Source organism: Candidatus Magnetobacterium casense (genome assembly GCF_000714715.1).
Taxonomy (GTDB): Bacteria; Nitrospirota; Thermodesulfovibrionia; order Thermodesulfovibrionales; family Magnetobacteriaceae; genus Magnetobacterium; species Magnetobacterium casense.
This window is the reverse complement of record NZ_JMFO01000009.1, coordinates 1-24,348: the sequence shown is the minus strand read 5'-3', so window position 1 is coordinate 24,348 and position 24,348 is coordinate 1. Positions and strand designations below refer to the sequence as shown.

Below are 24,348 nucleotides of genomic sequence, written 5' to 3'. Positions count from 1 at the left end.
TTTGAGTGTAACCAATTTGTCCCAAGAAAAGCAAAATGAAGAAGAAAGAGAAAGGGAAGGAAGCTGCATTTGCGGCAGCATTGTATTTTTCCTTATGGCCATGATACACTATCTCAATTAAAAATATCGGAGGCTGATAAATGACCAAGGTTGATGAGCTATGTATAAACACAATCAGAATGCTGTCTATAGATGCGGTGCAGAAGGCTAACTCCGGGCACCCGGGGATGCCTATGGGGGATGCCGATATGGCATACGTGTTGTGGACTAAGTTTTTAAGACACAATCCACGTGACCCGCGCTGGCACAACAGAGACAGGTTTATTCTGTCGGCAGGGCATGGCTCGATGCTCCTGTACTCGCTGTTATATCTGACGGGACACAAGATTACGCTTGAAGATATAAAGGCGTTCAGGCAGTTTGACAGTAATACCCCGGGACATCCTGAGTACAACATCGATCACGGTGTAGAGGTATCCACGGGGCCTCTGGGGTATGGTTTTGCCGCGGGGGTAGGGATGGCTATGGCCCAGAAATATCTGGCCGACCTCTTTAACAAACCCGACTTGAAAATTATAGACTACAACATTTATGCAATAGTAAGCGATGGTGATGTCATGGAGGGCATATCCTATGAGGCGGCCTCTCTGGCAGGACACCTGCAGTTAGACAAGCTCGTTTACCTGTATTCGTTCAACAGCAATACCATAGACGGTTCAACAGACCTGACCTTTACCGAGGATGTTGGTAAGCGGTTTGAGGCATTAAGGTGGCACGTGCAACGCGTTGATGGCTACGACCTTGAGGCCATTGAACAGGCCATAGACGCCGCAAGGAATGAACACACCATGCCCTCTATGATCATAGTTGATACACACCTGGGCTACGGCAGTCCCAACAAGCAGGACAACCCCGACATCCACGGTGCCCCCCTGGGCGAGGAGGAGCTGCGTCTGACCAAGGAGCATTTTAATTGGCCACCGGAACCCTTCCACGTCCCCGATGAGGTTCTGGCACACTGTCGAACTGCCGTGGACAAGGGGCATGAGCTACAACAGGCATGGTTGCGGCTGTTGAAGGAGTACGAGGCTAAATACCCCGCAGATTACACCCGCTGGAAGGATGTAATTGCCGGCAAGTTTGTGGATGGCTGGAAGGAAGCCTTGCCCCTCTACGGCCTGGACTCCCCCATGGTAGCAACCCGTACCGTATCGGGAAAGGTCCTCAACATCGTCAACGACTACATACCGCAGATGCTTGGAGGTTCGGCCGACCTTGCTCCGTCTAACATGACCTACCTGCCCAAGTACGACATATTTGCACCGGGAAGGTCGTGCAAGAACATCCACTTTGGCATACGGGAGTTCTCCATGGCAGCCATTACGACGGGCATGGCCCTTAGTCACTCCCTTATCCCGTACTGTGGCACCTACCTGGTGTTTTCCAGCTACATGATGGCGGCCATACGGATGTCTGCCCTGATGAAGGCCAGGGTGCTGTACATCCTCACGCACGACTCCATTGGTGTGGGCGAGGACGGTCCCAGTCATCACCCTATCGAACAACTTACGGCACTACGGGCCATACCAGACCTCACGGTGATCAGACCCGCTGATGCCAACGAAACCGTAACGGCCATGCGCTATATCTTGGAGCATCCAAATGGCCCGGTGGCGCTCGTCCTGACCAGGCAGGCCGTGCCGGTTATTGACCGCGTAAAGTACAACTCACACGAGGGACTGACAAAGGGCGCCTACATCCTTGCCGACTCCGGGGCGCACCCAGACCTGATAATCATGGCTTCCGGTTCGGAGGTGCATTTGGCCATCGGGGCATACGAGCAGTTGTCGAAGGAGTCGGTTGCCGTCAGGGTGGTCAGCGTACCGTCTTTTGAGCTGTTTGAGCGGCAGTCTGCGCAATACAAGGAGTCGGTTCTGCCCATTGACGTTGAACACAGGATAGCCATTGAGGCAGGGGCAACCCTGTGCTGGTATAAATACGTCGGTCTCAGGGGCAAGGTGATCGGAATAGACAGGTTTGGTATTTCGGCGCCCTCAAAACAACTCTTTGAGTACTTCGGCCTGACCGTTAATAATGTCCTGAAAACGGCATCTGAACTCCTGAAGGGGTAAGCTATATAGTCTGCATTATGCTATATTGACATGATATGCTTCAGTACCCTGAGATAAGGCCATACATTTTTAAGTTGGGGCCTATGCAGGTCAGGTGGTATGGGTTGATGTACCTGTTGGGATTTGTCTTTTCTTACGCACTGGTTTTGCATCAGATAAAGAAGAAAAAGCTCACTATCTCAAGAGAGGACGTTGAAAACCTCTACCTGTACCTCATCGTTGGTTTGATAATTGGGGCACGACTGGGGTACATAGCATTTTATAACCTTGCATACTATGCAGAGTACCCCTTGGAATTGATGGCCGTCTGGCATGGCGGGATGTCCTTCCACGGCGGATTTGCAGGTGCTTTGGCAGGGGGATTGCTCTACTGCCGCAAGCAAAAGCTGGACTTTTGGGTTATGGCAGACCTGCTGATTGTCACAGCCCCTGTCGGTCTGGGCCTGGGCAGGATCGGCAACTTTATCAACGCAGAACTCTACGGCAGACCAACGACCATGCCCTGGGGGATGGTGTTCCCCTTTGCCGGACCTATGCCCAGGCATCCCTCTCAGCTCTATGAGTGTTTACTGGAGGGCGTTGTGCTGTTTACAGTGCTGTGGCTTGCTAAGGACAGGGGGAGGCCAAGGGGGACGCTCCTGGCTCTGTTTATAATGCTGTATGGGCTTTTCAGGTTCATTGTGGAATTTTTCAGGGAACCTGACCAACAGTTGGGAATGGTTGCAGGCCCACTGACAATGGGGCAGTTGTTGAGCCTGTCTATGCTTGTGGCAGGCGCTGTAGTGTCCTATATCCTATGGCGCTGCAGGACAAACTCAACCCTTTAGGGGTTCATAGCCTGCCTTAAGGCTTAGTCCGAACAAAATAAAGAAAGGGGCGGTTGTGGTATGGCCGGAAAGAAGTCCCCTTGACGCGCCGTAAAAATGCCATGTGTATGGGTGCTATTGCAAACGAGCGTAAAGGCCTGTTATTATAAAGCCAATGGCAAAGGTGATAATCAGGAGATAGGAGCAGACAGTGAAAGATAACGATATAGCTAAAGACAACAATAACGGCTACGTGCGTGTAAGTGAGTTCGATGAGCTTAAGGAAATGTTCTTGTTGATGATGCAGAAACTGGAGAGTATGGCAACGGATATAACCTCGATTAAGGTTGAGCAAAAGAGAATGGGGGTTGAGCTTGAAAAAGTTGTGGTTGAACAGAAGAGAATGGGGGTTGAGCTTGAGAGAGTTGGGGTTGAACAGAAGAGGATGGCAAAGGATATAACCTCTATTAGGCGTGACGTTGGCGGCTTGTCAAGGAGCGTAAGCTACGCCCTGGAAAATGAGGCATATAGAGAACTACCCGGATTTTTAAAGGCAAAGTACGGGATCGAACTGTTGGATAGCCTTATCAGAACTGAAATCAAAAAAGATTTCGAGATAAATATCCTCGGCGAGGGCACAAGACATGGCAAACCGGTGTTAATCGTCGGCGAGGCAAAGCTAAGACTCCAGCGATACTATACCACCGGTACGTTGGACAACTTGCAAATGGTCGATGTGTTTGAACAACTGGAAAGGAACGTAGAGGCCGTGCGTCTTCAATGCAAGGACGCTGAAACCTATGCCGACGGAAACGCCAAAGAAATCGTGCGCATATTGATAACACACTTCGCAACAAAGGATTTCTTAAAAGAGGCGGAAGATAAAAATGTTATAGTCATACAGAGCCATGAGTGGCAAGCAGTGTCGGTCATTAAAACCAGGTAATTTAGCTCTGATACCTGATTGGCAGATACTCCTGCGTTGAGGATTGCTGATGACATAATTTGGGTGTATAAAAAAATGCTGGCGGTTTTTTTAGCCCTCACAAATGTTTTAGATAGAGGCTGTGTCTGAAAATTAGTGGGTACCCCTCCCTTTATGGGAGGGGTTAGGGGAGGGTTCTTCTGCAATCGAAATTTGCTATAATATACTATATGCGAGATGAAGACAAGACAAAAGAGCAGCTCATAGCAGAGCTGAAGCAGTTGAGGTTGAAGCTCCAAGTTATCAGTGTAGACAATGAACTCGGAATATCCGGAGATATCACAGGGCAGAAGGCCATTGAGGAAAGACTGAGGGAGAGTGAACAGAGGGCCAGGGTCATCTTTGAACAGGCGCCGCTGGGGATTGCCATCAAGGAGTTATACACCGACAAGTTTATACAGATCAACCAGGCATACTGTGACATTCTTGGTTACGCCAGGGATGAGGTGTTAAGCTACACGTTTAAGGAGATAACATATCCCGATGACATACGGCCCGAGCATGACAGCATGGAGCGTCTCGTCAGTGGTGAGATATCTCAGTTTAACATGGAGAAGCGATACATCCGCAGGGACCGCAGCGTGGTGTGGGTGAGTCTTACATGTGTGCCGCTGTGGATCGGGGATGAGCGACCTGTGTTGTATATCGCCATGGCAGAGGGTATTACCGACAAAAAACGTATGGTGGAAGAGATCAGGGTCGAGAGGGACAAGCTCAGGGGAATAATGGAGACCATAAAAGACGGCATCTACATTGTAAACCAGGCCTGCGATATAGAGTTTGTAAACGATGCGATAATCAAAGAGTTTGGTCAACCGGGAGGCCGTAAGTGCCATGAGTACTTTCACGGCAGGGCGGAAGTCTGTCCGTGGTGCAAGAACGATGAGGTATTCTCCGGCAGAAGCGTTACGTGGCAGTGGTATTCCCACAAGAACAACAGGACGTACTCACTCTTTGATACCCCGATACGAAATATCGACGGAACGGTGTCCAAGTTTGAGATATTCCATGATATATCCGACATTAAGGACGCCCAGTTGATGATGAAGAGGGAGCTGGACCTCCAAAAGGCCGTTGCTGAGTTATCAGAGGCCCTGCTGTCGCCGGATAAGGACATTGTTGATATTGCCGTTATCGTAAACAGACAGGCAATGCAGTTGACCGACAGTGCACATGGGTATGTATCTGAAGTAGACAGGACAACCGAGGATGAGGTGGCACATTCCCTCACGGATATGATGAAAGACGGGATTTGCACGGTGGATACCAGGCATCAGCGATTGATCTTTCCAAAGGGTGAGGGTGGCTATAACGCCTTGGGGGGACATGCGTTAAATATCAGACAGGGGTTTTACACAAACAATCCCCAGGGGCATCCGGCATACAAGGGGTGTATCCCTCCGGGGCATGTCCCGCTGCATAGGTTTATGTCGGTGCCGGCAATCATACAAGACAGGCTGATTGGTCAGATTGCCCTGGCAAATTCAGGGAGAGACTATACGGATACAGACCTCGACATCATAAGTCGTCTGGCCTCCATCTATGCCATAGCGGTTGAACGCAAGAGGATGGAAGAGCAACTGAGAGACTTAAATGTAAACCTCGAAGTCCGTGTAAAACAGGCAATCGATAAGGCACAGAGGCAGCAACATATGTTGACGCAACAATCCAAGATGGCCACCATGGGAGAGATGATCGGCCTCATCGCCCACCAGTGGAAGCAACCCCTCAATGCCGTGGCACTCACCGTCATGGACTTAAAAGATGCCTATCGCTTTGGTGAACTTACCAGGGAGTATATTGAAAAGTCGGTTGATTTAATAACGAGTCAGACCCATTTCATGGCAAAAACAATCGACGACTTCAGGGATTTCTTCAAACCGACAAAGAAAAATGCCCGCTTTGATGTAAAACAGGCCATAGAGGAATTGCTGACGATGTTTGCCAATATCTTTAACAAACACGGCATAGACATCCAGGTGCAGGCACAACAGGATTTAAGCCTGTTTACCGAAGGCTATCCCAATGAGTTCAAGCAGGTGATCCTCAACGTCCTCAACAACTCACGAGACGCAATAATGCACAGACGCAGTACCGGAGACAGGATATATGGCAAGATCGAAATACAACTGCGCAACTCTCAAGACAGAGACCAACTAATAATAGCAATAACAGACAATGGCGGTGGCATCCCGGAGGGTATAATGGAGAGGATATTTGAGCCATATTTTACGACCAAGGAATCTGATGGCACGGGCATAGGGCTTTACATGTCAAAGACAATCATAGAGACCAACATGGGCGGCAATCTGACGGTCAGAAACATTGACGGCGGAGCGGAGTTTACGATCGTGCTTCGTTGTTGTCAGTAGTCGGCAACCATGCTTAATGGCGAAGAGATGTACAGGGAGATATTCACCCACTCGCAGGCTATCATGTGGATATATGACCCGGAAATCTTGTATTTTGTCGAAGCAAATAATGCAGCGTGTGCCTTTTACGGATATGACAGGGAGGAGTTTTGCCGCAAGCAACTGACCGATATCATACTTAATCCGCAGGAAGAGTTGAACGACATGGTCAGGGGTGTCCGGCAGGGGAGGCTACGGTATCTGACAAACCGTCACCGTACCTCAACGGGTGAGATCAAAGATGTGGAGGTATATCCCGGGGTAATCAAGATAGACGGCAAGGACTACGTATGTTCAACGATCCACGACATCACGCAGCGTAAACTCCTCGAAGACGAGGTCAGGTTATCCCAGGAGATACTAAACAACGTTGCCGAGGGGGTATCACTTGTAAGGGCGTCTGATGGTGTAATTGTCTATACCAATCCTCAGCTTGACAGGATGTTTGGCTATGCTCAGGATGACTTGGCGGGCCGACACGTCTCTGTCCTGAATGCGCCAACGGACATAGACCCCATGGAAAAGGCCCGTGAGATCATGCAATCTCTCAATAAAAACGGTGTCTGGTGCGATGAGATACTCAACATCAAAAAAGACGGCACACATTTTTGGTGCTATGCCACCGTGTCAACCTTTCAGCATGGCGGGCATGGTACAGTATGGGTAGCGGTACATATCGACATAACAGAACGAAGAGAGCTGGAACAGAAGTTTCTGGCGCAGATAAAATTTTCCGATGCTGTTATAAACTCCCTGCCAGGGGTGTTTTATCTCTTTGACGATACGGGCAAGTTCTTGCGATGGAATCAAAACATAGAGACCGTTACAGGTTACTCGAGCAATGAGATATCTGCCATGCATCCGACAGATTTCTTCACAGGGGAGCATAGGGAAGCGGTTATTAACGCAATTACCGAGACGTATAAAAATGGCGCAGGCAATGTGGAGGCAAGTCTTTACACTAAGGATGGCCGATTAATTCCATACTACTTCAACGGATTTATGATAGAGCTTCAAGGTAAACAATGTCTTGTCGGCATTGGAATAGACATATCCGAGCGTAAAGAGATTGAACGAAAAATAAAGGATATAAACCATAATCTGCAAGAGAGGATCAATGAAGAGGTTGAAAGGAATCGCGTCAAAGACAGGATCATGCTTGAGCAATCCCGCCATATAGCCATGAGTGAGTTGCTCATGAACATATCCCACCACTGGAGGCAGCCCCTGTGTGCAATCGGTCTGTTAATCCAGGACATAAAGGACGCCTATTTGCATGACGAATTAGACCTTGCCTACATAGAAGGCAATGTTGATGTCGTGATGTCTGAGCTTAACGCACTGTCTGATATAATAGTCAATTTCCAAAACTTCTATGTCAACGACAAAGAACAGAGGCATTTCAACATTGCCAAAGAGATAGACAAAGCCATAATGTTGTTATCAGGATATATAAAAGACAAGGGGATAGTGATAGACAAGACATTGGATGATGAGTTGATGATACCGGGTTTTCCCAATGAGTTTGCCCAGGCAATCTTAAACATCCTGACCAATGCCAAGGACGTATTCGAACAAAGAGACGTTATCAATGGTGTTATCAAGCTGAATGCATACAAAGACAACTCCACGGGCCATACAATCATAACCATCAAGGATAACGGTGGCGGCATCCAGCCGAATATAATAAACAAGGTATTTGACCCCTACTTTACCACCAAGCACAAGGCACGTGGAACAGGCAATGGCCTGTATATGGCAAAAGCGTTAATCGAACAAAACATGAACGCTACCATATCGGTTAGAAATGTTGACGACGGGTGCGAATTCAGGATTTGTGTATAGGAATTGTATCCTCTAAGAAAAGCATGGTAAGCTTTATTTTATGGTTCAAAGGCATGGATTCCCGCTCCCTGTTCAAGCCAGGGACATGTTTTGCGGGAATGACAGTAATAGGCGTTTTCCAATTGTGTCATTCCTGGCTTGACCAGGAATCCAGGTGGAGCCGCCCCGTTCTTTCTTTTTTTTAGGGATGAACTATTATGACGTTGATTGAGGTAAAGGTACTAAAGCCTGGCTACACGCTTGATGTTGGCAACAACCAGATACGAGCGGATGGGACGATAACCCTTGTCAAGGGGGCAAAGAACCTCATCGTAGACACCGGCAGTCCGCATGACAGGGAGATAATCCTTGACTGTCTCAATGGCGAGGGCCTGGGGACTGGCGACATTGATTACGTGGTCTGTACGCACGGCCACTGCGACCACGTCGGCAACAACAACCTGTTCCGGGAGGCGGTGTTTATAGTCTGTCGCGACATCTCGCGTGGGGACTTATACACCGTGTATGACTTTTCAGGCGGGCCGTATATCATAGCTGCGGGCATCAGCGTGATAGCAACCCCAGGGCATACCTCGCAGGATGTCAGCGTCATCGTAGATGCCTCAATCGGGACGGTGGCCGTTGTTGGTGACCTGTTCGAGTGTGAGGACGACATCAGGGATGAGTCTCTGTGGCGCCGGTGCAGCGAAGACCCGGCCCTACAGCATCAGAGCAGGCAGAGGGTCCTGCAGGTGGCAGATTACATAGTCCCAGGGCATGGGCCGATGTTTGCCGTATGTAATACTTGGGTTTTTTTTTGAGTAGATACAGTGGTAGTCCTGCAGTGATAGTGATATTGCCATCCCCCTACCTTTATGGGAGGGGTTAGGGGAGGGTGGTAAATTTACGAGCATCACTACTTGTGCAGGACTACCGAAATATGTTATAATAATTTCAGGTTATCTGTTATGAAGGAATTGCCATTAAAAGACGGTTGTTACAGGACTGATCCCGGGCCAGTGGTCTCCAGGGACCTGGCCACGCTGATGTTTTATCCGACAATGGCGGCGGTTGTTTGTCATGGCAGTTTTCTGGCCAGGTATGCCGCTCGGTTCTACGGGCATCCGGGGGTGTGTATGAGCAGCAGGGGCATCCTTGTCGGGCTTGAGGCCGCCGGTGTCCGGTTTGATATATCAGGCTTGGACAACGTGATGAACCTCAGTGGTCCGTGCGTGGTTATCGGTAACCACATGAGCGTCCTTGAGACACTTACCATGCCGGCAATAATCGGGGCCTATAAGGACGTAACGTTTGTCATAAAAAAGGAGTTGGCTACATATCCCGTCTTCAGATATCTGTTGATGTCGATGAACCCCATTGTGGTCAGCCGCACCAATCCGCGTGAGGACCTCACAGCAGTCCTGACGCAGGGCAGCACCATCCTGGCAGAGGGCAGGTCGCTGGTGATCTTTCCTCAGAGCAGCAGGAGTGTCACGTTCGACCCCAAGGTGTTTAATACGATAGGGATCAAGCTGGCCCTCAGGGCCAATGTACCGGTCATCCCCCTGGCCATTAAGACCGACGTCTGGGGCAATGGAAAGCGAATCAAGGATTTTGGCGCCATAGACCCGGCAAAAACAGCATACTTTGCCTTCGGACAACCCATTTACATAAAAGACAGGGGAATACAGCAGCATCAGTTGATCATTGAGTTCATCACCGAAAAGCTAAAGCAATGGTAGCTTTCAAATATGGTAGAATAAATTCACCGTGCCCGTCTATAAAGGACTGTTGGTAACAACGAGGGAGTTATTTACACATTATGATAGCACAGACATTAGAGCGGGATTTTGACCGGAGCTAACTCAATAGGCAATTAGATTTTTATGTGAGGCAACGGGTATTGTTTCGTATAGATTTTAGATGAGGCAATTCGCATGGTGGCAAGCTATTTTTTAAAGTGTGCTATAATATAGCAGATATAGATGAAGAAGGTATTTGAGAGGCCTGAGAGTCTGCGGGATGTTGCGTTCAGGTTTTGCCCAGGATGTGGGCACAGCCTCCTGCACCGCATGATAGCGGAGAGCATAGACGAGCTTGGGATTCGCCACAGGGTGATAGGGATAGCACCGGTGGGATGTGCGGTGTTTGCCTATGACTACTTCAACTTTGACATAATCGAGTGTGCGCACGGTCGGCCCCCTGCCGTGGCCACGGCCCTTAAGCGAGTCAACCCTGAGACGGTGGTGTTTTCCTACCAGGGTGATGGTGACCTGGCAGCCATAGGGATGGCCGAAATCATACACGCCGCCAATAGGGGTGAGAACCTGTCGGTGTTCTTCATCAACAACGCAACCTATGGCATGACGGGCGGGCAGATGGCCCCCACAACCCTCCTGAACCAACGCACAACAACCTGTCCGCGCGGCAAGAGCGTTGTTTCGGATGGCTACCCCCTCAAGGTCTCTGAGCTTATAGCTGCAATTGATGGCTCGGTCTTTGTCGCCCGCACATCGCTTGACAACGTCAAAAGCGTCCTGAACACCAAGAGGCTCGTCAAAAAACTCTTTGAAAATCAACTCAACGGACTTGGTTTCAGTTTCCTGGAGGTGCTCTCTCCCTGTCCGACGGACTGGCACATGTCCCCCACGGAGTCACTGAAGTGGATAAGCACGGAGATGTCAAAGGTCTTCAGACCTGCAACGCTCAAGGACAAGACGGGGCAGTAGGCGTTGGAGAAGAAGGTACTTATAGGGGGCAGTGGAGGTCAGGGCATCCTGTTTATGGGCAAGGTCATGGCCTATGCTGCCATGATAGAGGGCAAGGAGGTCACGTGGTATCCCTCCTACGGGGCAGAGATGAGGTGTGGTACGGCCAATTGCAGCGTGGTCATATCGGAAGAGGCCATAGGGCCACCGGTCATCACGTGGATAGACATACTGATAGCGTTTACGGAGGCATCATCGCGGAAGTTTGCACCGCGGCTGCAAAAGGGCGGCATACTGTTTTACGACTCATCGCTGATGACCATAGACAACAGCCTCGAAGTTGACACGTGCGGGATTGAGGCCAACTACATAGCATCGGCACTTGGAGACACCCGGATTGCAAACATGGTGATGCTCGGAGCCGTTTCAGCCATAACGGGGCTTTTTACACAGGACGTGCTCTTTGCCGCACTTGAAAACAACCAGCCCAGGAGTAAGGAACAGGCCATGTCCGTCAACAAGGAGGCCCTGCTTAGAGGGTTCAGGATAGGTGAAGATCAGAAAAGCAACCATAACTGATGCCACAGCCCTGCACAAGCTGATAAACGACTTTGCATCCATACAGTTGATGCTCCCGCGGTCGTTGCATACGATATACGGCAACATCAGGGAGTACTTTGTCTGTTGCGGTAGTGACACTGCGGCAGATACCCTGTTGGACCTCCAGGGAGAGGGGGCTGGAGTATCATCCCTGCCGGAGCCTCTGGTTGGGGTCTGCTCCCTGCACATCCTCTGGGAAGACCTGGCGGAGATAAAGTCGCTCGCCGTACATCCCTCCAGTCAGCGGCGGGGCATCGGGGGACGGTTGCTTGACTCATGCCTCAAGGAGGCCATAGAGTTGGGCGTAAACAGGGTCTTTGCCCTGACGTATGTGCCGGAGTTCTTTCTGAAGCACGGATTTGAAAAGATCGACAAGTCCCTCCTGCCGCACAAGACCTGGGGTGATTGTATCAACTGTCCCAAGTTCCCGGCCTGCGATGAACAGGCCGTCCTCATTACGCTGTGAGGCCCTCAAATAAGAAAGAAAGGGGCGGCTCCGCTTCTTTTTCGCTCCAGGACGCTCCTGGCCCCTTCAGAACCCCCCGCAAGGGGAGGGGTGAGCCACCCCGGGCACGAAGAAGTCCCCTTGACCCCATAATGCGTAACCTTCTATCATCACAGAAATATTTACAGTAACAAAATTTATACACCCGGATTGATCAGGAAAAGGGCTTGACAATTGAACATCAGGATGTGATATACTTTTCAACATGACATTGTCAAAATTGCGGCAGTTAAGGTATAGATAAGCGATAGACGTTAAGCGATTCTAAACAAACATAAGGAGGAATTACTAAATGCCACTGGATCCAACAAAACATGCCGACTGGGARATAGCCGAGGCGGCTGARGCTCACATGAAGCAGATATATCAGGTCGCAGAGGAGCTGGGACTTGAGAAAGAGGAGCTCTTGCCGCATGGACACTATGTCGGCAAGGTTGACTTTAAGAAGGTACTAAGCCGCACGTCAGGCAGACCCGATGGCAAATACGTAGACGTCACGGCGATAACGCCCACCCCACTTGGCGAGGGCAAATCGACAACAACGATGGGTCTTGTCCAGGGCCTTGGCAAGAGGAAAAAGAGGGTTGTGGGAGTCATCAGACAGCCATCCGGTGGCCCGACGATGAACATAAAGGGTTCGGCTGCCGGTGGAGGGTTGTCACAGTGCATCCCGCTGACGCCGTTTTCCCTGGGTCTGACGGGTGATATCAACGCCATAATGAACGCACACAACCTTGGCATGGTTGCGTTGACCTCCAGGATGCAGCATGAGAACAACTACACGGATGAGCAGTTGGCCAAGAGAAAACTCAGGCGTCTTGACATAGACCCCAAGAACGTCCAGATGGCATGGATAATGGACTTCTGTGCCCAGTCGCTCAGAAAGATGACCATCGGACTTGGCGGCAAGATGGATGGCGCCCTGATGGAGACGCGCTTTGACATAGCCGTGTCCTCGGAGATAATGGCGATCCTGGCGGTGGCCACGGACCTCAAGGACTTCAGGGCACGTATGGGCAGGATCGTAGTCGCCTATGACCGCACCGGTAAGCCTATCACCACGGAAGACCTCGAAGTTGCCGGGGCCATGACGGCATGGATGGTGGAGGCGTTAAACCCCAACCTGTTGCAGTCAATCGAGGGACAGCCCGTCCTGGTACACGCAGGGCCGTTTGCCAACATAGCCATTGGACAATCGTCGATCATCGCCGACAGGGTGGGTCTGAAGCTGGCCGACTACAACGTGACGGAGAGCGGATTTGGCGCCGATATCGGGTTTGAGAAGTTCTGGAACCTCAAGTGCAGATACTCCGGTCTGAAGCCACATGCTGCCGTTATTGTGGCGACGGTGAGGGCGCTCAAGTGTCATGGTGGTGCCCCGATCCCGGTTCCGGGCAGGCCGATCCCCGATGAGTACAAGGGCGAAAACGTCGGATGGACTGAAAATGGTTGCGTCAACCTTGTTCATCACATCAAGACGGTCAAGAGTGCGGGTATCAATCCGGTTGTCTGCATCAACGCCTTCTACACGGATACGGATAACGAAATCAATGCCGTCAAGCGCATGGCAGAGGCAGCCGGCGCCAGGGTGGCAGTCTCCAAGCACTGGGAGAAAGGCGGCGAGGGCGCTCTTGAGTTGGCCGATGCCGTCGTTGACGCCTGCAACGAAGAAAACGAATTCAGGTTTCTCTATCCGCTTGAGATGCCATTGCGTGAGAGGATACACAACATTGCAACGAAGGTCTACGCCGCAGACGGGGTTGAGTACTCCGCCGATGCACTGAAGAAGGCCCAAAACATAGAGTCCGACCCAGAGTTGAGCAAGCTCGGCACATGCATGGTCAAGACACACCTCAGCGTTTCGGACAATCCCAACAAAAAGGGTGTGCCCACCGGTTGGAAGTTGTTCGTCAGAGACATACTCCTGTACAAGGGCGCAGGGTTTGTGGTTCCCGTGGCCGGTGACATAAAGCTGATGCCCGGCACATCCTCAGACCCGGCCTACAGGCGTGTCGATGTGGACGTCGAAACAGGAAGAGTCAAAGGCGTATTCTAAAGAAGAAACAAAGAAGAACAAGGAGGGCGGCGGAGCTTCTTTTCCGCTCCAGGGGGGTGAGGCACCCCTGCCATAAAAGTCGCACCTGGCCCTCCTTGACCTCCCCTGCAAGGGGACCAGTCCCCTTGTGACCCCTTTCTGCGTAGGCGTAGGTTTTTGGCAGTGGTGGGTTACTCTTTTTGGATGTAATCATGCGTCAAAAGGCTGTTACCTCAACTTTTTGAGAAGTTACGTATCTCTATCTTGAACTCTGCCCCACCTTCAATATTTCTTGCCGTAAGTCGCCACCCCATGCTGTCCTCTATAATAGTCTTTGAGATGTATAGCCCTATGCCCGTACCCTTATCCGATGATTTCGTTGTAAAGTAAGGCTCAAAAATCCTGTCGAGTAGCTCCGGTGGTATTCCACCGCCATTATCACGGATTGATACAACAATAAGCCTCTCATCTTCAGTGCCTATACTGATGTCTATACGACCCTCCTGGTGTGTCTGATCTGTCTTTGAGATAATGGCATCCCTTGAATTGTTGAGCAGGTTCAGTACTACCTGTTTGAACTCATTTGGATAACCCGATATTTCAAATGTCCCTTCCGTGATAACGCTAAGATTTATCAGTATATTACTCTTCTTAAACAGAGGAGAAAACATCGCTATTATATCCTGAATTGCCTCCTTTATGTCAAAAGGGATTTTTTCTTTCGACGGACGCAAAAAGTTCTTAAAATCATCCATCGTTTTGGACATGAACTGTATCTGTTGCAGTATATTGTTTTTCAACGTATCAAGGTAATCGCTGCTGAGTTCTCCATACGTATGTGCCTCAGCCAGCTCCATAACCGTAACGGATATCGCATTTAACGGCTGTTTCCACTGGTGGGTTATTGAGTTGATCATTTCGCCCATGGAAGCCATCTTGGACTGTTGCACCAGGAGTTGCTCTTTTTCGAGCTTTAACATGGTCTCTTGTTGTACCCGCTCTTGAAGGAGTTTATTTAACTCAAACAGACTCTCCTCCATTTTCTTTTTATCCGTCACATCCTTTGATACGTAGATGTATCTGTTGGTACTGTTACCATCTCCTTCGATCATTCGGTATACGGTGACTTCCACGTATCTCTTGTTTCCGTGCTTGTCCAGGTGTACGTGCAACATGGTGGTTGGCTTACCCGTGGTCATGACCTCTTTTATAGGGCATGGGTGCAGGGGAGAGTCACAGGGACTGTCTACGTTGTGTGTAACTTCGTAACAGTGCTTTCCTATAAGTTCATCGATCGTGTATCCGGTGTTATTTTCAGTAGCCTTGTTTGCCCACAATATTTTGAAATCATCGGTCATGAGGCTCATGCTATCAGAGACACCCTGGGTTATATCTTCCATCATCTTTTTTAGTCTCAACAGGCTGTCTACTTCCTGTTTTCGCATAGTGATGTCTCTTATCACCCCGGATGATCCCCACTGTTCAACAGCCTTTATTATGCCAAGTGAGCCGATAAACTCCTGTTGCCCCCTGTCCGGGTCAAATCTGTATACACCGGAGCTGTTTACCTCACCAACAATTGTATCAGTACCCTGTGCATTACTGTCGGCATCGGACACACGCTTTTTGATGATGTGTACTTCCAGGCCACGTGTACTGCGGTTGAAGGTTCTACGTTCATCAAAGAGCTTAGGGGAGTGATGCTCACCGAGCGCCTTGCCCATGTACATTGGCAACACGGCCACACGGCTTACATACTCTACCTCCTCCGGCGCTATTATCGTGCTGAAATGCCTGCCAATCAGTTCATCCGGTTCATAGCCAAGCATCCTGACGGCACTGTTTATGAATGTGAAGTTGCCATCCAAATCAACCTTATACACTATATCAGGGATGGCTTCCATAAGGGACTTGTGCAAGACTTCTGTCTCCTGCATCCTGGAGACTTGCCCCCGGAGTTCTTGATTTGACCTCTCTGTATCTTCCACGACTCGTACACTGTCAAGGAGCTTCACCCTCAGCGAACGAAACAAAAAGTAGTACAGAAACACGGTAAGCATCACCGATAACATCACGGTATCAACCAGCTCTTTGTGATATATAAGCCTGTGTGCTATACCGTCAAAGGATATAACGATAATAAACTCACACAAGCATATGAAAAATATTGTAACGAGAGCAAACACAAGGGGACTTGTAACCCCCGGCTTTTTTAATGGTGCCATCGTTTTACCACCTTGTCTGCAACTGCCGTTGCCAGTGAGTAGGTCAGCAGCAGGGGGTTATACGAAAAAAGCCCCTTGCCATAGGCTGATATCTTGTTTTTCCTGAACTGATGCAGGTACATGTATGCCCTTGCCTCCTGCACTTCTCTGATAAACCGGGGATAGTTGGCCTCAACGAGGGAAAGCGTCAGGAGTATATCTTCCGTCAGGTTTGTCTTGCTTATATTGTTACCGTGTCGTCGGTATCGTGTCAGCGTCAGGTCTTGGTGGGCGATTGTGCCGTGCATGGACATCTCTATGAACAGATACCAGTCAAGCATTCTCTTTATAGATGGATTGGTCCTGAATGGGGTATCCCTGAGATTTCTGAACATCACCGTTGGTGTATGGACATGGTTGCCAAACTTTATCAGATAACTGGTAGAGCGGTCAGCGGTGTTTAGGTAGCCGAAGAAGTCGTTATCAATCTTTCCCATCCCGGAGTCAAAGACCTCACAGTTATGTGTTACGGCTATGCAGTGAGGGTTGTTTTCAAGGAACCCCACCTGGTGTTGGAGTCTCTCAGGCAGCATTATATCATCCCCCTCGCAAATTGCGATGTATTGACCCTGGCACATATCCAGGGACTTGTTGACGTTTATCGCTATAGAGTATACGCCCATATTATAGGGTTGAACGAATAGTTTTATGATGTCAGGGTAACGTTCCTTATATGCCATGACGACATCGACAGTCCTATCGGTGGAGCAGTCATCCGATATACATATCTCGAGGTTCTTGTACGTCTGGCTAAGACAGCCCTCAATGGCTTCCGCTACAAATGCGTCGTTATTATACGTGGGCATAAGGACCGAGACCTTTTTGGCTTCCATACTTGTATCTATCGCATACATTTATTATTTCGGTAATTTTTATTCACGGACAGCAATTTTAACACCACCCTTGCGTCCCAAACCATAACCGATTCGATAGACATCCGGAATATTAACTCGTTTGTCCAGCATGAACTTGAAGACACCCAGTGATTCCATATCCTTCATGACTCCATTGGGTCCTTCGTCCAAGTGCTTAGGAAGGAGCTTAACCTTATCCTGATCTTTGGCAATATCAGATTGAAGACGATTTAGTGTATTGTCTTTTTCCCAACAACGGGTGATTTCCTCAGAGTGACAGGGAACCGTTAAACCGGACAGTTTCTCCATTAATCTGTCTACCCAGGGATAATCTTCCTGCATTTCCCAAACACGAATCTGCGAGGCCTGTTGAACTCCCTTCTTGATACTTTCATAGTAAAGGGTGTATCCATACTCTGAGCGCGGGTTATCCTCAGCGGCTTTGCGGATGGCAGAGAGAAAGCTACTTGGGCTTACCTGCCCACTGGTGTCTCCCAAGTGGTTCGGTAACCATGTATATGGGAAACCACGGCGGTTACCTCTACCCATCGAAGGGCCTGTGATAGCATGAAAGATTTCTTTCTGTATATCTTCGTTGATTCGCATATTTTCAGGAACCGTCCACACACCTTCATACTGTTCCCACGATTGATTGAGGATATTTTGACAGCCTTCCCTGAAAATCCCCCCTCGTTTGGGTTCATTTGCAAGGTATTGCCAAAGCATACCGTATAACTCTTTCCTAGGCCAGCGTAATTCTACCATTTGGCTACGAATTTTCGATGCGTCAGGAAAACTAAAGACGCTTGCATCTTCTATATGATCCGGTCTTACAAATGCCTTGGGTCTGATACGCCTGTAGGCTCTAAACTCCAGGAGAACCTGCAAAAGGCCACGTATTATCGCTATCATTGTTTGCCAATCATCAGCGGTCCTGTCTAGGGCATCAAAGAGAATCAGGTGATAAACACCGGCTTGATCAAGCCTTTGATCGGCACTATACAACAGTTCCTCTACCTTCTGCGGGTTATCGATCACCCATTGGACTTTATCGGGCCAATCTGAAACAGGCAATGACATGCCTTCATCCGTATCCTTGATAACCTGGAGCAATACAACGCAACGCCATATCTGTCGGGGATCAAATTGTTGACTCAATTGCACAAGTTTATCTTTACCAGGGTAATTATTCGTGTTGGAGGTCTCTCCAAACCCTGATGACACTTTTGTATTCTCACCTATATTGGATTTAGGCAGGAGATGAGCTACCATTTTGCGACGTTTCTCATGTTGCAGGACAGCCCACCAAAAGCTCTTTCCTGCCCCTCGGATTCCACTGACCAGCATGGCATCAGGCTGCAATGCCTTTGAATGCCCCCTGGGTATGAAGGTATATTTAATATCCGGAGGCTCGCCTGAAACCGCTGTATCCTGTGGCAAGGCATCTATTATCAGATCTCGTATCTCTTGAGGGAATCTGCAACCTGTTTTCATAGGGGATCCTCCTCTCTAAAAACTATACGTTCAGCTTCGGTCATAAACTTACCCATGACCGCCTGAACAGTCTCTTCTTCAAGTACCTCTCTGTTTTGCAAGGGATCAAACTCCTGCAACGGCCGATGCCAATTTACCTGTAGCGGATAATGTGGCGCTTCTTCATCGTCCATATCAAAACTGAAGGTATCTGTTGTTTGTGCTTCTGTCTTATCGTAAATATACTCCCGGAACAAATCCCAAGATCTCTCTATGAATCGATTGATGTATTCTGCCCTCCCCGTCTCCGGTGTCATGCCCCCCACAATTTGCAACCTTGTTCGTAAATCCCTTATATCTGGTTGATACTTCTGCCAGTGTTTGAACAAAAAAGCGTAAGCGTTCCATGTCTGCAACGAGTCAGCAGCAAAGAGAAAAGTGTCTGCGTCCATTCTGGTAACAGAGACTGCAGCGATATCATGCAAACCGGCACGGCTGTCAAGGATAACCAGGTCAGGCTGTTCTTTATCTTCCACCGTCTCAACCATCTGTTGCAGACGCTCACCCCAAGCCCTGTGCTCATTGCCACTGAACTCTGCGTAACACCTGGCGAGTTTTGGCAGATAATTTTCCTTATCCTGTCCGAAGGCCGGTACGATTCTGATTTCTCCTTGCAGGTCTTTTGCCAACGGGCTTGAGGCGATAATCGCATTTTCTACGATATTGGCCTGTCCTACGCCGTCTTCGACAAACCAATCCACGATTCCGTAATCCGGCAGAGACGCATCAGGTAGTAACGTGTTGCTTACCCCCGGGGACTCTAAGTCCAGATCGAAAATCAGTACCTTTCTCCCTTGCTTGGCCAACCGCCATGCCCAAATTACCAGAGCGGTTGAACGACCAACGCCGCCTTTGATCCCGAAAAACGTAACACGCCGGTTTGTAGTCCTGCGTTTGAGCGGTTCACGTATCCAGTCCTGGCCAATGATCTGCCTGTCAAGAAGCCAGACCTTCAAGGCACCTTTTTCATATATGAGTTGCAGATCAGCAGGAGAAAAGACCTGTTCCATGTCACTTGCATACAGCACCGCCCTGTCCTGTGGAAACCCGTAAGCGCCAAGGGCATCTGTCAAATCCTGGCTGCACTTTTTAAACGCTGCCTTCCGATCACTCTCATGTCCATCAGCTAATACCCGTATGCGTCCGCGCAAGTCTCGCACCAGAATGATGTTACCGCTATCGACGTTATCCTTGATCTTATTGAGCGCAATATTCAAAGCACTATTAAAAAATACCGTGCTCATATAACACCTCCATTTGAAACAGCGCTATCAAGAACTTGTTTGACTATCTTCGCAGCCTGTCGGTGATTTCCAACTATAGTTTCGATTATATCGCTACGATGATCGTAACGCTGGCTAACATCCCATGTTGCAAAAGGATTGGAACCACCAGGGAGCATAGATACATAATGGGCACCATTTCTGTTATTGGCAAAATCTCTGAATTCATCCCATAGATTGTTTATATGAACTCTGTACTTTTCCTCCACAGGTATTTTGTTTTGTTTGAATTGCATACCCAATGAAAGCATAACAGCCTTCAGTGCACACTCAGCGGAAAAGCCGAACAAGTGGTCTGCATTTGCCAATCTTGCATCTGCCAAAAGATACTCGGCGTCTTCATAGTGTCTTTGGGCTGCATCCCGATAATCAAGCGGCATTATTGCCTCCTTCATGCAGGTTTTAAAATACCACTTATAGTTTTGCATTTTCTTTATAGATATGTCAATATAATAACAACACAAAGTTTATCACACTGTCCAGCTCAATAATGCTTCCACGGCATCCAATGCAAAAACGGGGATATGCAATTTATCATGCACTGCCTTTCGCTCTGCAAATGAATCGTCAATGAACACGGAATTCATCTCCGTGATATAGTCACTTTTGTGTTCGCTTTCATTAAGCAGGATTATTTCATCAAACAACAGTTCGCTGATTGCGAATTTCCTCAGAGTCTCTTTTACGTCATGTTTGTGTTTTGAGATTACGACTATTTTTTTTCCCATATTTCTTGATTGATAAAGAAACTTCATAATATTTGTGTTTACTGAATTGTTGACAATGATGGTGTCATCAAAGTCAACATATACACAGGAATAATCTATTCCGGGTGAGAATCTGGCAAACAGGGCACGGTCTATTTCCATATCGAGTCTGTTGCACAAGATAGTCGCCTCAAGTCCCATTCTGTCAAACAGGCTTAATTGTACGAAGTTCACACCGTCTACCCTGAATAACGCCATTGTTCCGGCAATTCTCGGGGCAATTTCCATTAAGACAAGTTCGCCGTTTGTCCGCTCCTTGACCTGATAAAACCAGGCTCCCTGAAATGATAACGTCTCATTTATGATTGCTGCAATCTCCTGGAATCGGGCATCCTGCACCTGCCTTGAATTAACGCTGATGCCGTTGTAAATCCTTGTTCGTTGTCGTCCTGCGGCAAACCGGAGGATTCCGTTTCTGTCCGTAAAGCAATCAACCGTATATTCCTTTCCGGGCAGATACTCCAGGACGAGTAATGTCGGGTCTTGTCTTAGGTAGAAGTCAACTGCTTCTTTTGTGGTTGCCTTATGAGTTCCCTTTGTTCCCTGGCCTGTGTCGGGTTTCAGAAACACTGGGAAGGTCATTTCTTCGGCTACCGTGTAAACCCTTGGGGTCGGGATAAGTTTCTCAAAGACCTCATAGGTCTTTCCCTTTGACCTGCAAACCCTGCATGTCTGCCGGCAAGAGGTAATCACAACGGCCTTGATTTTATCCTGATTCTCCGCCATCTTTAATACGGCGCCATCATGAGCCGGTATGATAAAATCAATGCCGTATTGCTCTACAACCTTATTTAGTTCACCAATAAAATCAGCACTGTCTATAAAGGAAAGCCCTGCAATGTAATTCTTATAAACATATCTCCCGTGGTCATCAACGCTGCTTGCCCCAAACAAGGTAAAGTGCCTTGAATCAGCCAGGGCACGATTGACCTCCAGACCCAATTCCGAACCACAAGGGAATACCAATACGTTTTTCATACGTTGTCTTTTTTCGCCACTATCATAATTGCACCGGCAACATCAGGGTATTCATCCCCCAGTTGCCAAAGACCTTTTATTTGCTCTTCTCCGATAATATTGGCGTTTAACATCTCGATATTTTGTTTGTCTGAAAATAGTTTAAATGAAAGACCATGCCTACCAATAATGTTAAAGCCGCTTTCTGCTACTTGTTTTTCCAATGTCTTCCAGTCATAAACCCGATAATGCCCATGACACTTGTCGTTGTCCGTCAGCTCATAGACGGAAGACAATAACCCCATTTTTACGGCCAACTGTCGTGAGAGTGCATGAGCGTTAGGGACTGAAATTGCCACCAGACTATCATCATAAAGGAAACTTTTTATCTCAGACAGCAGAAGAGCAGGGCTTTCTATGTGCTCTAAGGTATGATGCATTATCATGCAATCAAACGTTTCGTCAATCCTGAAGTCTTCAAAACAAGATTCGTAAAATTTAACATTTTCAGGGTTGCCAATTCGTCTGCGCGCTATCTCAATAAAATCCCCTGAGCCGTCAACGGCAACAACCGTCTTGGCAATCCTCGACAGAAGAGCCGTCATATGCCCCATGGCTGAACCAAATTCTATAACCCGCGATGTTTCCAACTTTATGTAGCGGCTCAGTTTCTCAATAAATTCAAGCCTTTTATATTGTTCATAGACGTTATCAATATTGTATGTACTAACCAAGGCATTCAGATCATAGGCTTTTCCACTTGTATCTCTCATAATTATCCTCCATAGCAATCTATCTTTTCTTATGGTACAACAGCCCCATAAGAAAATTCAACATAGCAGAGCCGCCCCCTTCTCTTTCGATTTACTCGAACCTCAGTGCCTCGATGGGGTCCAGGAGGGATGCCTTGTAGGCGGGGTAAAATCCGAAAAATATCCCGATTACCCCGGAAAAGCAGAATGAAAGCACTATCGACACGACAGATACAATCGTTGGCCATCCCGCAATCATTGAGATTGCCTCAGCCGCCGTCAACCCCACGGCAATCCCCAGGATACCGCCAATGAGAGACAGCGTCAGGGCCTCTATGATAAACTGCATCCTGATATCCCAAGTGTTGGCCCCTATTGCCATGCGTATGCCAATCTCCCTGGTCCTCTCCGTAACCGACACCAGCATGATGTTCATTATCCCGATTCCCCCCACGAGCAGAGACACCGACGCTATGGCGCCCAGCAACAGGGTCATGACGTCAGTGGACTCCTGTGCGGTCTGCATCACCTGGGTGAGATTGCGCACCGTGAAGTCATCTTCGCGTTTTTGCCCTGTACGATGCCTCTGACGCAACAGATCGGTTATCTGTTTTTCGGCCTGATACAACTCCTCAACCCCCTTTGCCTTTACCATGATGGTTCGTACCATTCCGGGGAAGGACGTGCCAAAGACCTTTTTCTGCGCCGTGGTGACGGGGATGTATATGACGTCGTCCTGGTCCTGACCGTTTGGCGATTGCCCCTTCCTGTCAAGTACCCCTACAACGGTAAATGGGATGTTCTTTATCCTGACGATCTGACCAACAGGGTTGATACTGCCAAAGAGGTTCTCTATCACCGTCTGACCCAACAGGCAGACCTTTGCAGCACCCCTGACATCATCCATCGTGAATGAGCGTCCGGCAACAAGTGGCCAATCACGTACCTCAAGGATGCCCGGGGTTGTGCCCTCCACGGCCGTTGACCAGTTCTGGCTGCCATAGACCACCTGGGCTACTCCGTTAAGCCTGGGGGCAACGTTGTCCACCGCAGGGCACTCCTTCAGGATGGCATCGGCATCGGAGAGCGAAAGCGTTGGCTGACTCCCCCCGCCGGCCCTTACCCCACCGGCTGTTGTTGAACCGGGCAGTATGATCAGCAGATTGCTCCCCATGCTGGCCACCTGCTCGGCAATTCGCTTACGTGCCCCCGTGCCCACGGCAAGCATCGTTATCACGGCACCTACACCGATCACAATGCCGATCATCGTCAGGGCCGAACGCATCTTGTTCACACGCAGCGCCCGGAAGGCTATCCTTATTGTGGACGGTACGTTTATCATGTCTTGTTGCTGACCATGCAGACGTCCAAAAACCGGATCAACCGCTTGACCCCGTAATGGGCTGGTAGGGTAGTTTGAGGGGCAGGATGTGAAGTTTTGTTCACTGGATTTTTTCTTTTCACTGTGATTACAATAGTGTATGGAGATAAGTATGACCACAAAGAAGAGCGTAGGTGTTTGAGTTGCCTAAGGCGCCTGCAACTAATTTAAGGGATTTTATCATCTTAGCTATCATTACAGCTATTATAACCTATCTGCTCACCAAACAGGGGAAAGCACTTCTTGATTATGCGTGCAAACCTTTTATCTATATCGGATGTTCTGCACAGAGGGTAGCGTAATTTCAATGTAATGCTTAAAAAACAAACAGTTAGAGTAAGTTCACACCATAAGCAGTAGACACTACAGTAACTTAAGCAGTTTTAGGTTGTGGCAATGTTATGTTTAAGATATCGAGAATACGTTGGGCTAATGGAGATGGAGTTTGAATTGCAGGAATTTTGATCTCTTCAATTTCCACCATAATTTCTTGAATCATGTCTAACTCACTGATAATATCGTCTATTGTCAAAGATTGATTTTTACTTATT

Annotated in this window: 19 protein-coding genes; 11 read left to right on the top strand and 8 right to left on the bottom strand. The window is 48.6% G+C overall.

Going from position 1 to position 24,348, the window contains the following annotated elements; genetic code table 11:
• The first annotated feature begins 140 nt into the window (after window positions 1-140).
• From tkt to Mcas_RS06625, 11 genes are all read left to right on the top strand, one after another.
• Window positions 141-2,132 carry a transketolase gene (gene tkt, locus Mcas_RS06675; protein ID WP_040334753.1) on the top strand — a complete coding sequence of 664 codons (1,992 nt, stop codon included), beginning with the start codon at window positions 141-143 and terminating at the stop codon, window positions 2,130-2,132.
• Between the two features lie 35 nt (window positions 2,133-2,167).
• Window positions 2,168-2,959: a prolipoprotein diacylglyceryl transferase gene (gene lgt / locus Mcas_RS06670; RefSeq protein ID WP_040334752.1), complete on the top strand. Its 792-nt coding sequence runs from the start codon at window positions 2,168-2,170 to the stop codon at window positions 2,957-2,959.
• Window positions 2,960-3,149: 190 nt separating this feature from the next.
• Window positions 3,150-3,884 (top strand): hypothetical protein, encoded by a 735-nt coding sequence (locus Mcas_RS16455; RefSeq protein WP_052566952.1) that lies wholly within the window; start codon window positions 3,150-3,152, stop codon window positions 3,882-3,884.
• A gap of 209 nt (window positions 3,885-4,093) precedes the next feature.
• Window positions 4,094-6,295, top strand: coding sequence for a PAS domain S-box protein (locus tag Mcas_RS16450; protein ID WP_052566951.1), 2,202 nt, complete (start codon window positions 4,094-4,096; stop codon window positions 6,293-6,295).
• Between the two features lie 9 nt (window positions 6,296-6,304).
• Entirely contained in the window at window positions 6,305-8,179 is a 1,875-nt protein-coding gene (locus Mcas_RS06655; RefSeq protein ID WP_040334751.1) for a PAS domain-containing sensor histidine kinase, read from the top strand.
• 197 nt (window positions 8,180-8,376) lie between these two features.
• Entirely contained in the window at window positions 8,377-8,979 is a 603-nt protein-coding gene (locus Mcas_RS06650) for an MBL fold metallo-hydrolase (RefSeq protein ID WP_040334750.1), read from the top strand.
• Window positions 8,980-9,126: 147 nt separating this feature from the next.
• Window positions 9,127-9,900, top strand: coding sequence for a lysophospholipid acyltransferase family protein (locus Mcas_RS06645; protein ID WP_052566950.1), 774 nt, complete (start codon window positions 9,127-9,129; stop codon window positions 9,898-9,900).
• Window positions 9,901-10,143: 243 nt separating this feature from the next.
• Complete coding sequence (locus Mcas_RS06640) at window positions 10,144-10,887, top strand: thiamine pyrophosphate-dependent enzyme (RefSeq protein WP_040334749.1); 744 nt, start codon at window positions 10,144-10,146, stop codon at window positions 10,885-10,887.
• A 3-nt stretch (window positions 10,888-10,890) separates the two neighbouring features.
• Window positions 10,891-11,445 (top strand): 2-oxoacid:ferredoxin oxidoreductase subunit gamma family protein, encoded by a 555-nt coding sequence (locus tag Mcas_RS06635; protein WP_040334748.1) that lies wholly within the window; start codon window positions 10,891-10,893, stop codon window positions 11,443-11,445.
• Window positions 11,417-11,932 (top strand): GNAT family N-acetyltransferase, encoded by a 516-nt coding sequence (locus tag Mcas_RS06630; protein WP_040334747.1) that lies wholly within the window; start codon window positions 11,417-11,419, stop codon window positions 11,930-11,932. The genes Mcas_RS06635 and Mcas_RS06630 overlap by 29 nt, the downstream gene beginning before the upstream one ends.
• 331 nt (window positions 11,933-12,263) lie before the next feature.
• Window positions 12,264-14,027, top strand: coding sequence for a formate--tetrahydrofolate ligase (locus Mcas_RS06625; protein WP_040334746.1), 1,764 nt, complete (start codon window positions 12,264-12,266; stop codon window positions 14,025-14,027).
• Window positions 14,028-14,239: 212 nt separating this feature from the next.
• Here the strand turns inward: Mcas_RS06625 and Mcas_RS16445 are convergent, their stop codons facing one another.
• The 8 genes from Mcas_RS16445 to Mcas_RS06580 all read right to left on the bottom strand — a co-directional run bounded on the left by Mcas_RS16445 (window position 14,240) and on the right by Mcas_RS06580 (window position 23,758).
• Window positions 14,240-16,231, bottom strand: coding sequence for a sensor histidine kinase (locus Mcas_RS16445; RefSeq protein ID WP_052566949.1), 1,992 nt, complete (start codon window positions 16,229-16,231; stop codon window positions 14,240-14,242).
• Window positions 16,219-17,103 carry a glycosyltransferase gene (locus tag Mcas_RS06610; protein WP_040334744.1) on the bottom strand — a complete coding sequence of 295 codons (885 nt, stop codon included), beginning with the start codon at window positions 17,101-17,103 and terminating at the stop codon, window positions 16,219-16,221. The genes Mcas_RS16445 and Mcas_RS06610 overlap by 13 nt, the downstream gene beginning before the upstream one ends.
• Before the next feature lie 39 nt (window positions 17,104-17,142).
• Window positions 17,143-18,618, bottom strand: coding sequence for a hypothetical protein (locus tag Mcas_RS06605; RefSeq protein ID WP_040334743.1), 1,476 nt, complete (start codon window positions 18,616-18,618; stop codon window positions 17,143-17,145).
• Window positions 18,615-19,901, bottom strand: a complete 1,287-nt coding sequence (locus Mcas_RS06600; protein WP_052566948.1) for a ParA family protein — start codon at window positions 19,899-19,901, stop codon at window positions 18,615-18,617. Before Mcas_RS06600 ends, Mcas_RS06605 begins: the two co-directional genes overlap by 4 nt.
• Entirely contained in the window at window positions 19,898-20,320 is a 423-nt protein-coding gene (locus Mcas_RS06595; protein WP_040334742.1) for a hypothetical protein, read from the bottom strand. Before Mcas_RS06595 ends, Mcas_RS06600 begins: the two co-directional genes overlap by 4 nt.
• Window positions 20,321-20,410: 90 nt before the next feature.
• Complete coding sequence (locus Mcas_RS06590; RefSeq protein ID WP_040334741.1) at window positions 20,411-21,685, bottom strand: ATP-grasp domain-containing protein; 1,275 nt, start codon at window positions 21,683-21,685, stop codon at window positions 20,411-20,413.
• Window positions 21,682-22,437: a class I SAM-dependent methyltransferase gene (locus Mcas_RS06585; RefSeq protein WP_052566947.1), complete on the bottom strand. Its 756-nt coding sequence runs from the start codon at window positions 22,435-22,437 to the stop codon at window positions 21,682-21,684. The genes Mcas_RS06590 and Mcas_RS06585 overlap by 4 nt, the downstream gene beginning before the upstream one ends.
• Window positions 22,438-22,528: 91 nt before the next feature.
• Window positions 22,529-23,758 carry an ABC transporter permease gene (locus Mcas_RS06580; protein WP_040334740.1) on the bottom strand — a complete coding sequence of 410 codons (1,230 nt, stop codon included), beginning with the start codon at window positions 23,756-23,758 and terminating at the stop codon, window positions 22,529-22,531.
• Window positions 23,759-24,348 lie beyond the last annotated feature (590 nt).

Excerpts from the sequence above, each read along its gene's own strand:
- tkt (WP_040334753.1), top strand. The coding sequence starts at position 141 with ATGACCAAGGTTGATGAGCTATGTATAAACACAATCAGAATGCTGTCT.
- lgt (WP_040334752.1), top strand. The coding sequence starts at position 2,168 with ATGCTTCAGTACCCTGAGATAAGGCCATACATTTTTAAGTTGGGGCCT.
- Mcas_RS16450 (WP_052566951.1), top strand. The coding sequence starts at position 4,094 with ATGCGAGATGAAGACAAGACAAAAGAGCAGCTCATAGCAGAGCTGAAG.
- Mcas_RS06655 (WP_040334751.1), top strand. The coding sequence starts at position 6,305 with ATGCTTAATGGCGAAGAGATGTACAGGGAGATATTCACCCACTCGCAG.
- Mcas_RS06650 (WP_040334750.1), top strand. The coding sequence starts at position 8,377 with ATGACGTTGATTGAGGTAAAGGTACTAAAGCCTGGCTACACGCTTGAT.
- Mcas_RS06645 (WP_052566950.1), top strand. The coding sequence starts at position 9,127 with ATGAAGGAATTGCCATTAAAAGACGGTTGTTACAGGACTGATCCCGGG.
- Mcas_RS06640 (WP_040334749.1), top strand. The coding sequence starts at position 10,144 with ATGAAGAAGGTATTTGAGAGGCCTGAGAGTCTGCGGGATGTTGCGTTC.
- Mcas_RS16445 (WP_052566949.1), bottom strand. The coding sequence starts at position 16,231 with ATGGCACCATTAAAAAAGCCGGGGGTTACAAGTCCCCTTGTGTTTGCT.
- Mcas_RS06610 (WP_040334744.1), bottom strand. The coding sequence starts at position 17,103 with ATGGAAGCCAAAAAGGTCTCGGTCCTTATGCCCACGTATAATAACGAC.
- Mcas_RS06605 (WP_040334743.1), bottom strand. The coding sequence starts at position 18,618 with ATGAAAACAGGTTGCAGATTCCCTCAAGAGATACGAGATCTGATAATA.
- Mcas_RS06600 (WP_052566948.1), bottom strand. The coding sequence starts at position 19,901 with ATGAGCACGGTATTTTTTAATAGTGCTTTGAATATTGCGCTCAATAAG.
- Mcas_RS06595 (WP_040334742.1), bottom strand. The coding sequence starts at position 20,320 with ATGCCGCTTGATTATCGGGATGCAGCCCAAAGACACTATGAAGACGCC.
- Mcas_RS06590 (WP_040334741.1), bottom strand. The coding sequence starts at position 21,685 with ATGAAAAACGTATTGGTATTCCCTTGTGGTTCGGAATTGGGTCTGGAG.
- Mcas_RS06585 (WP_052566947.1), bottom strand. The coding sequence starts at position 22,437 with ATGAGAGATACAAGTGGAAAAGCCTATGATCTGAATGCCTTGGTTAGT.
- Mcas_RS06580 (WP_040334740.1), bottom strand. The coding sequence starts at position 23,758 with ATGATAAACGTACCGTCCACAATAAGGATAGCCTTCCGGGCGCTGCGT.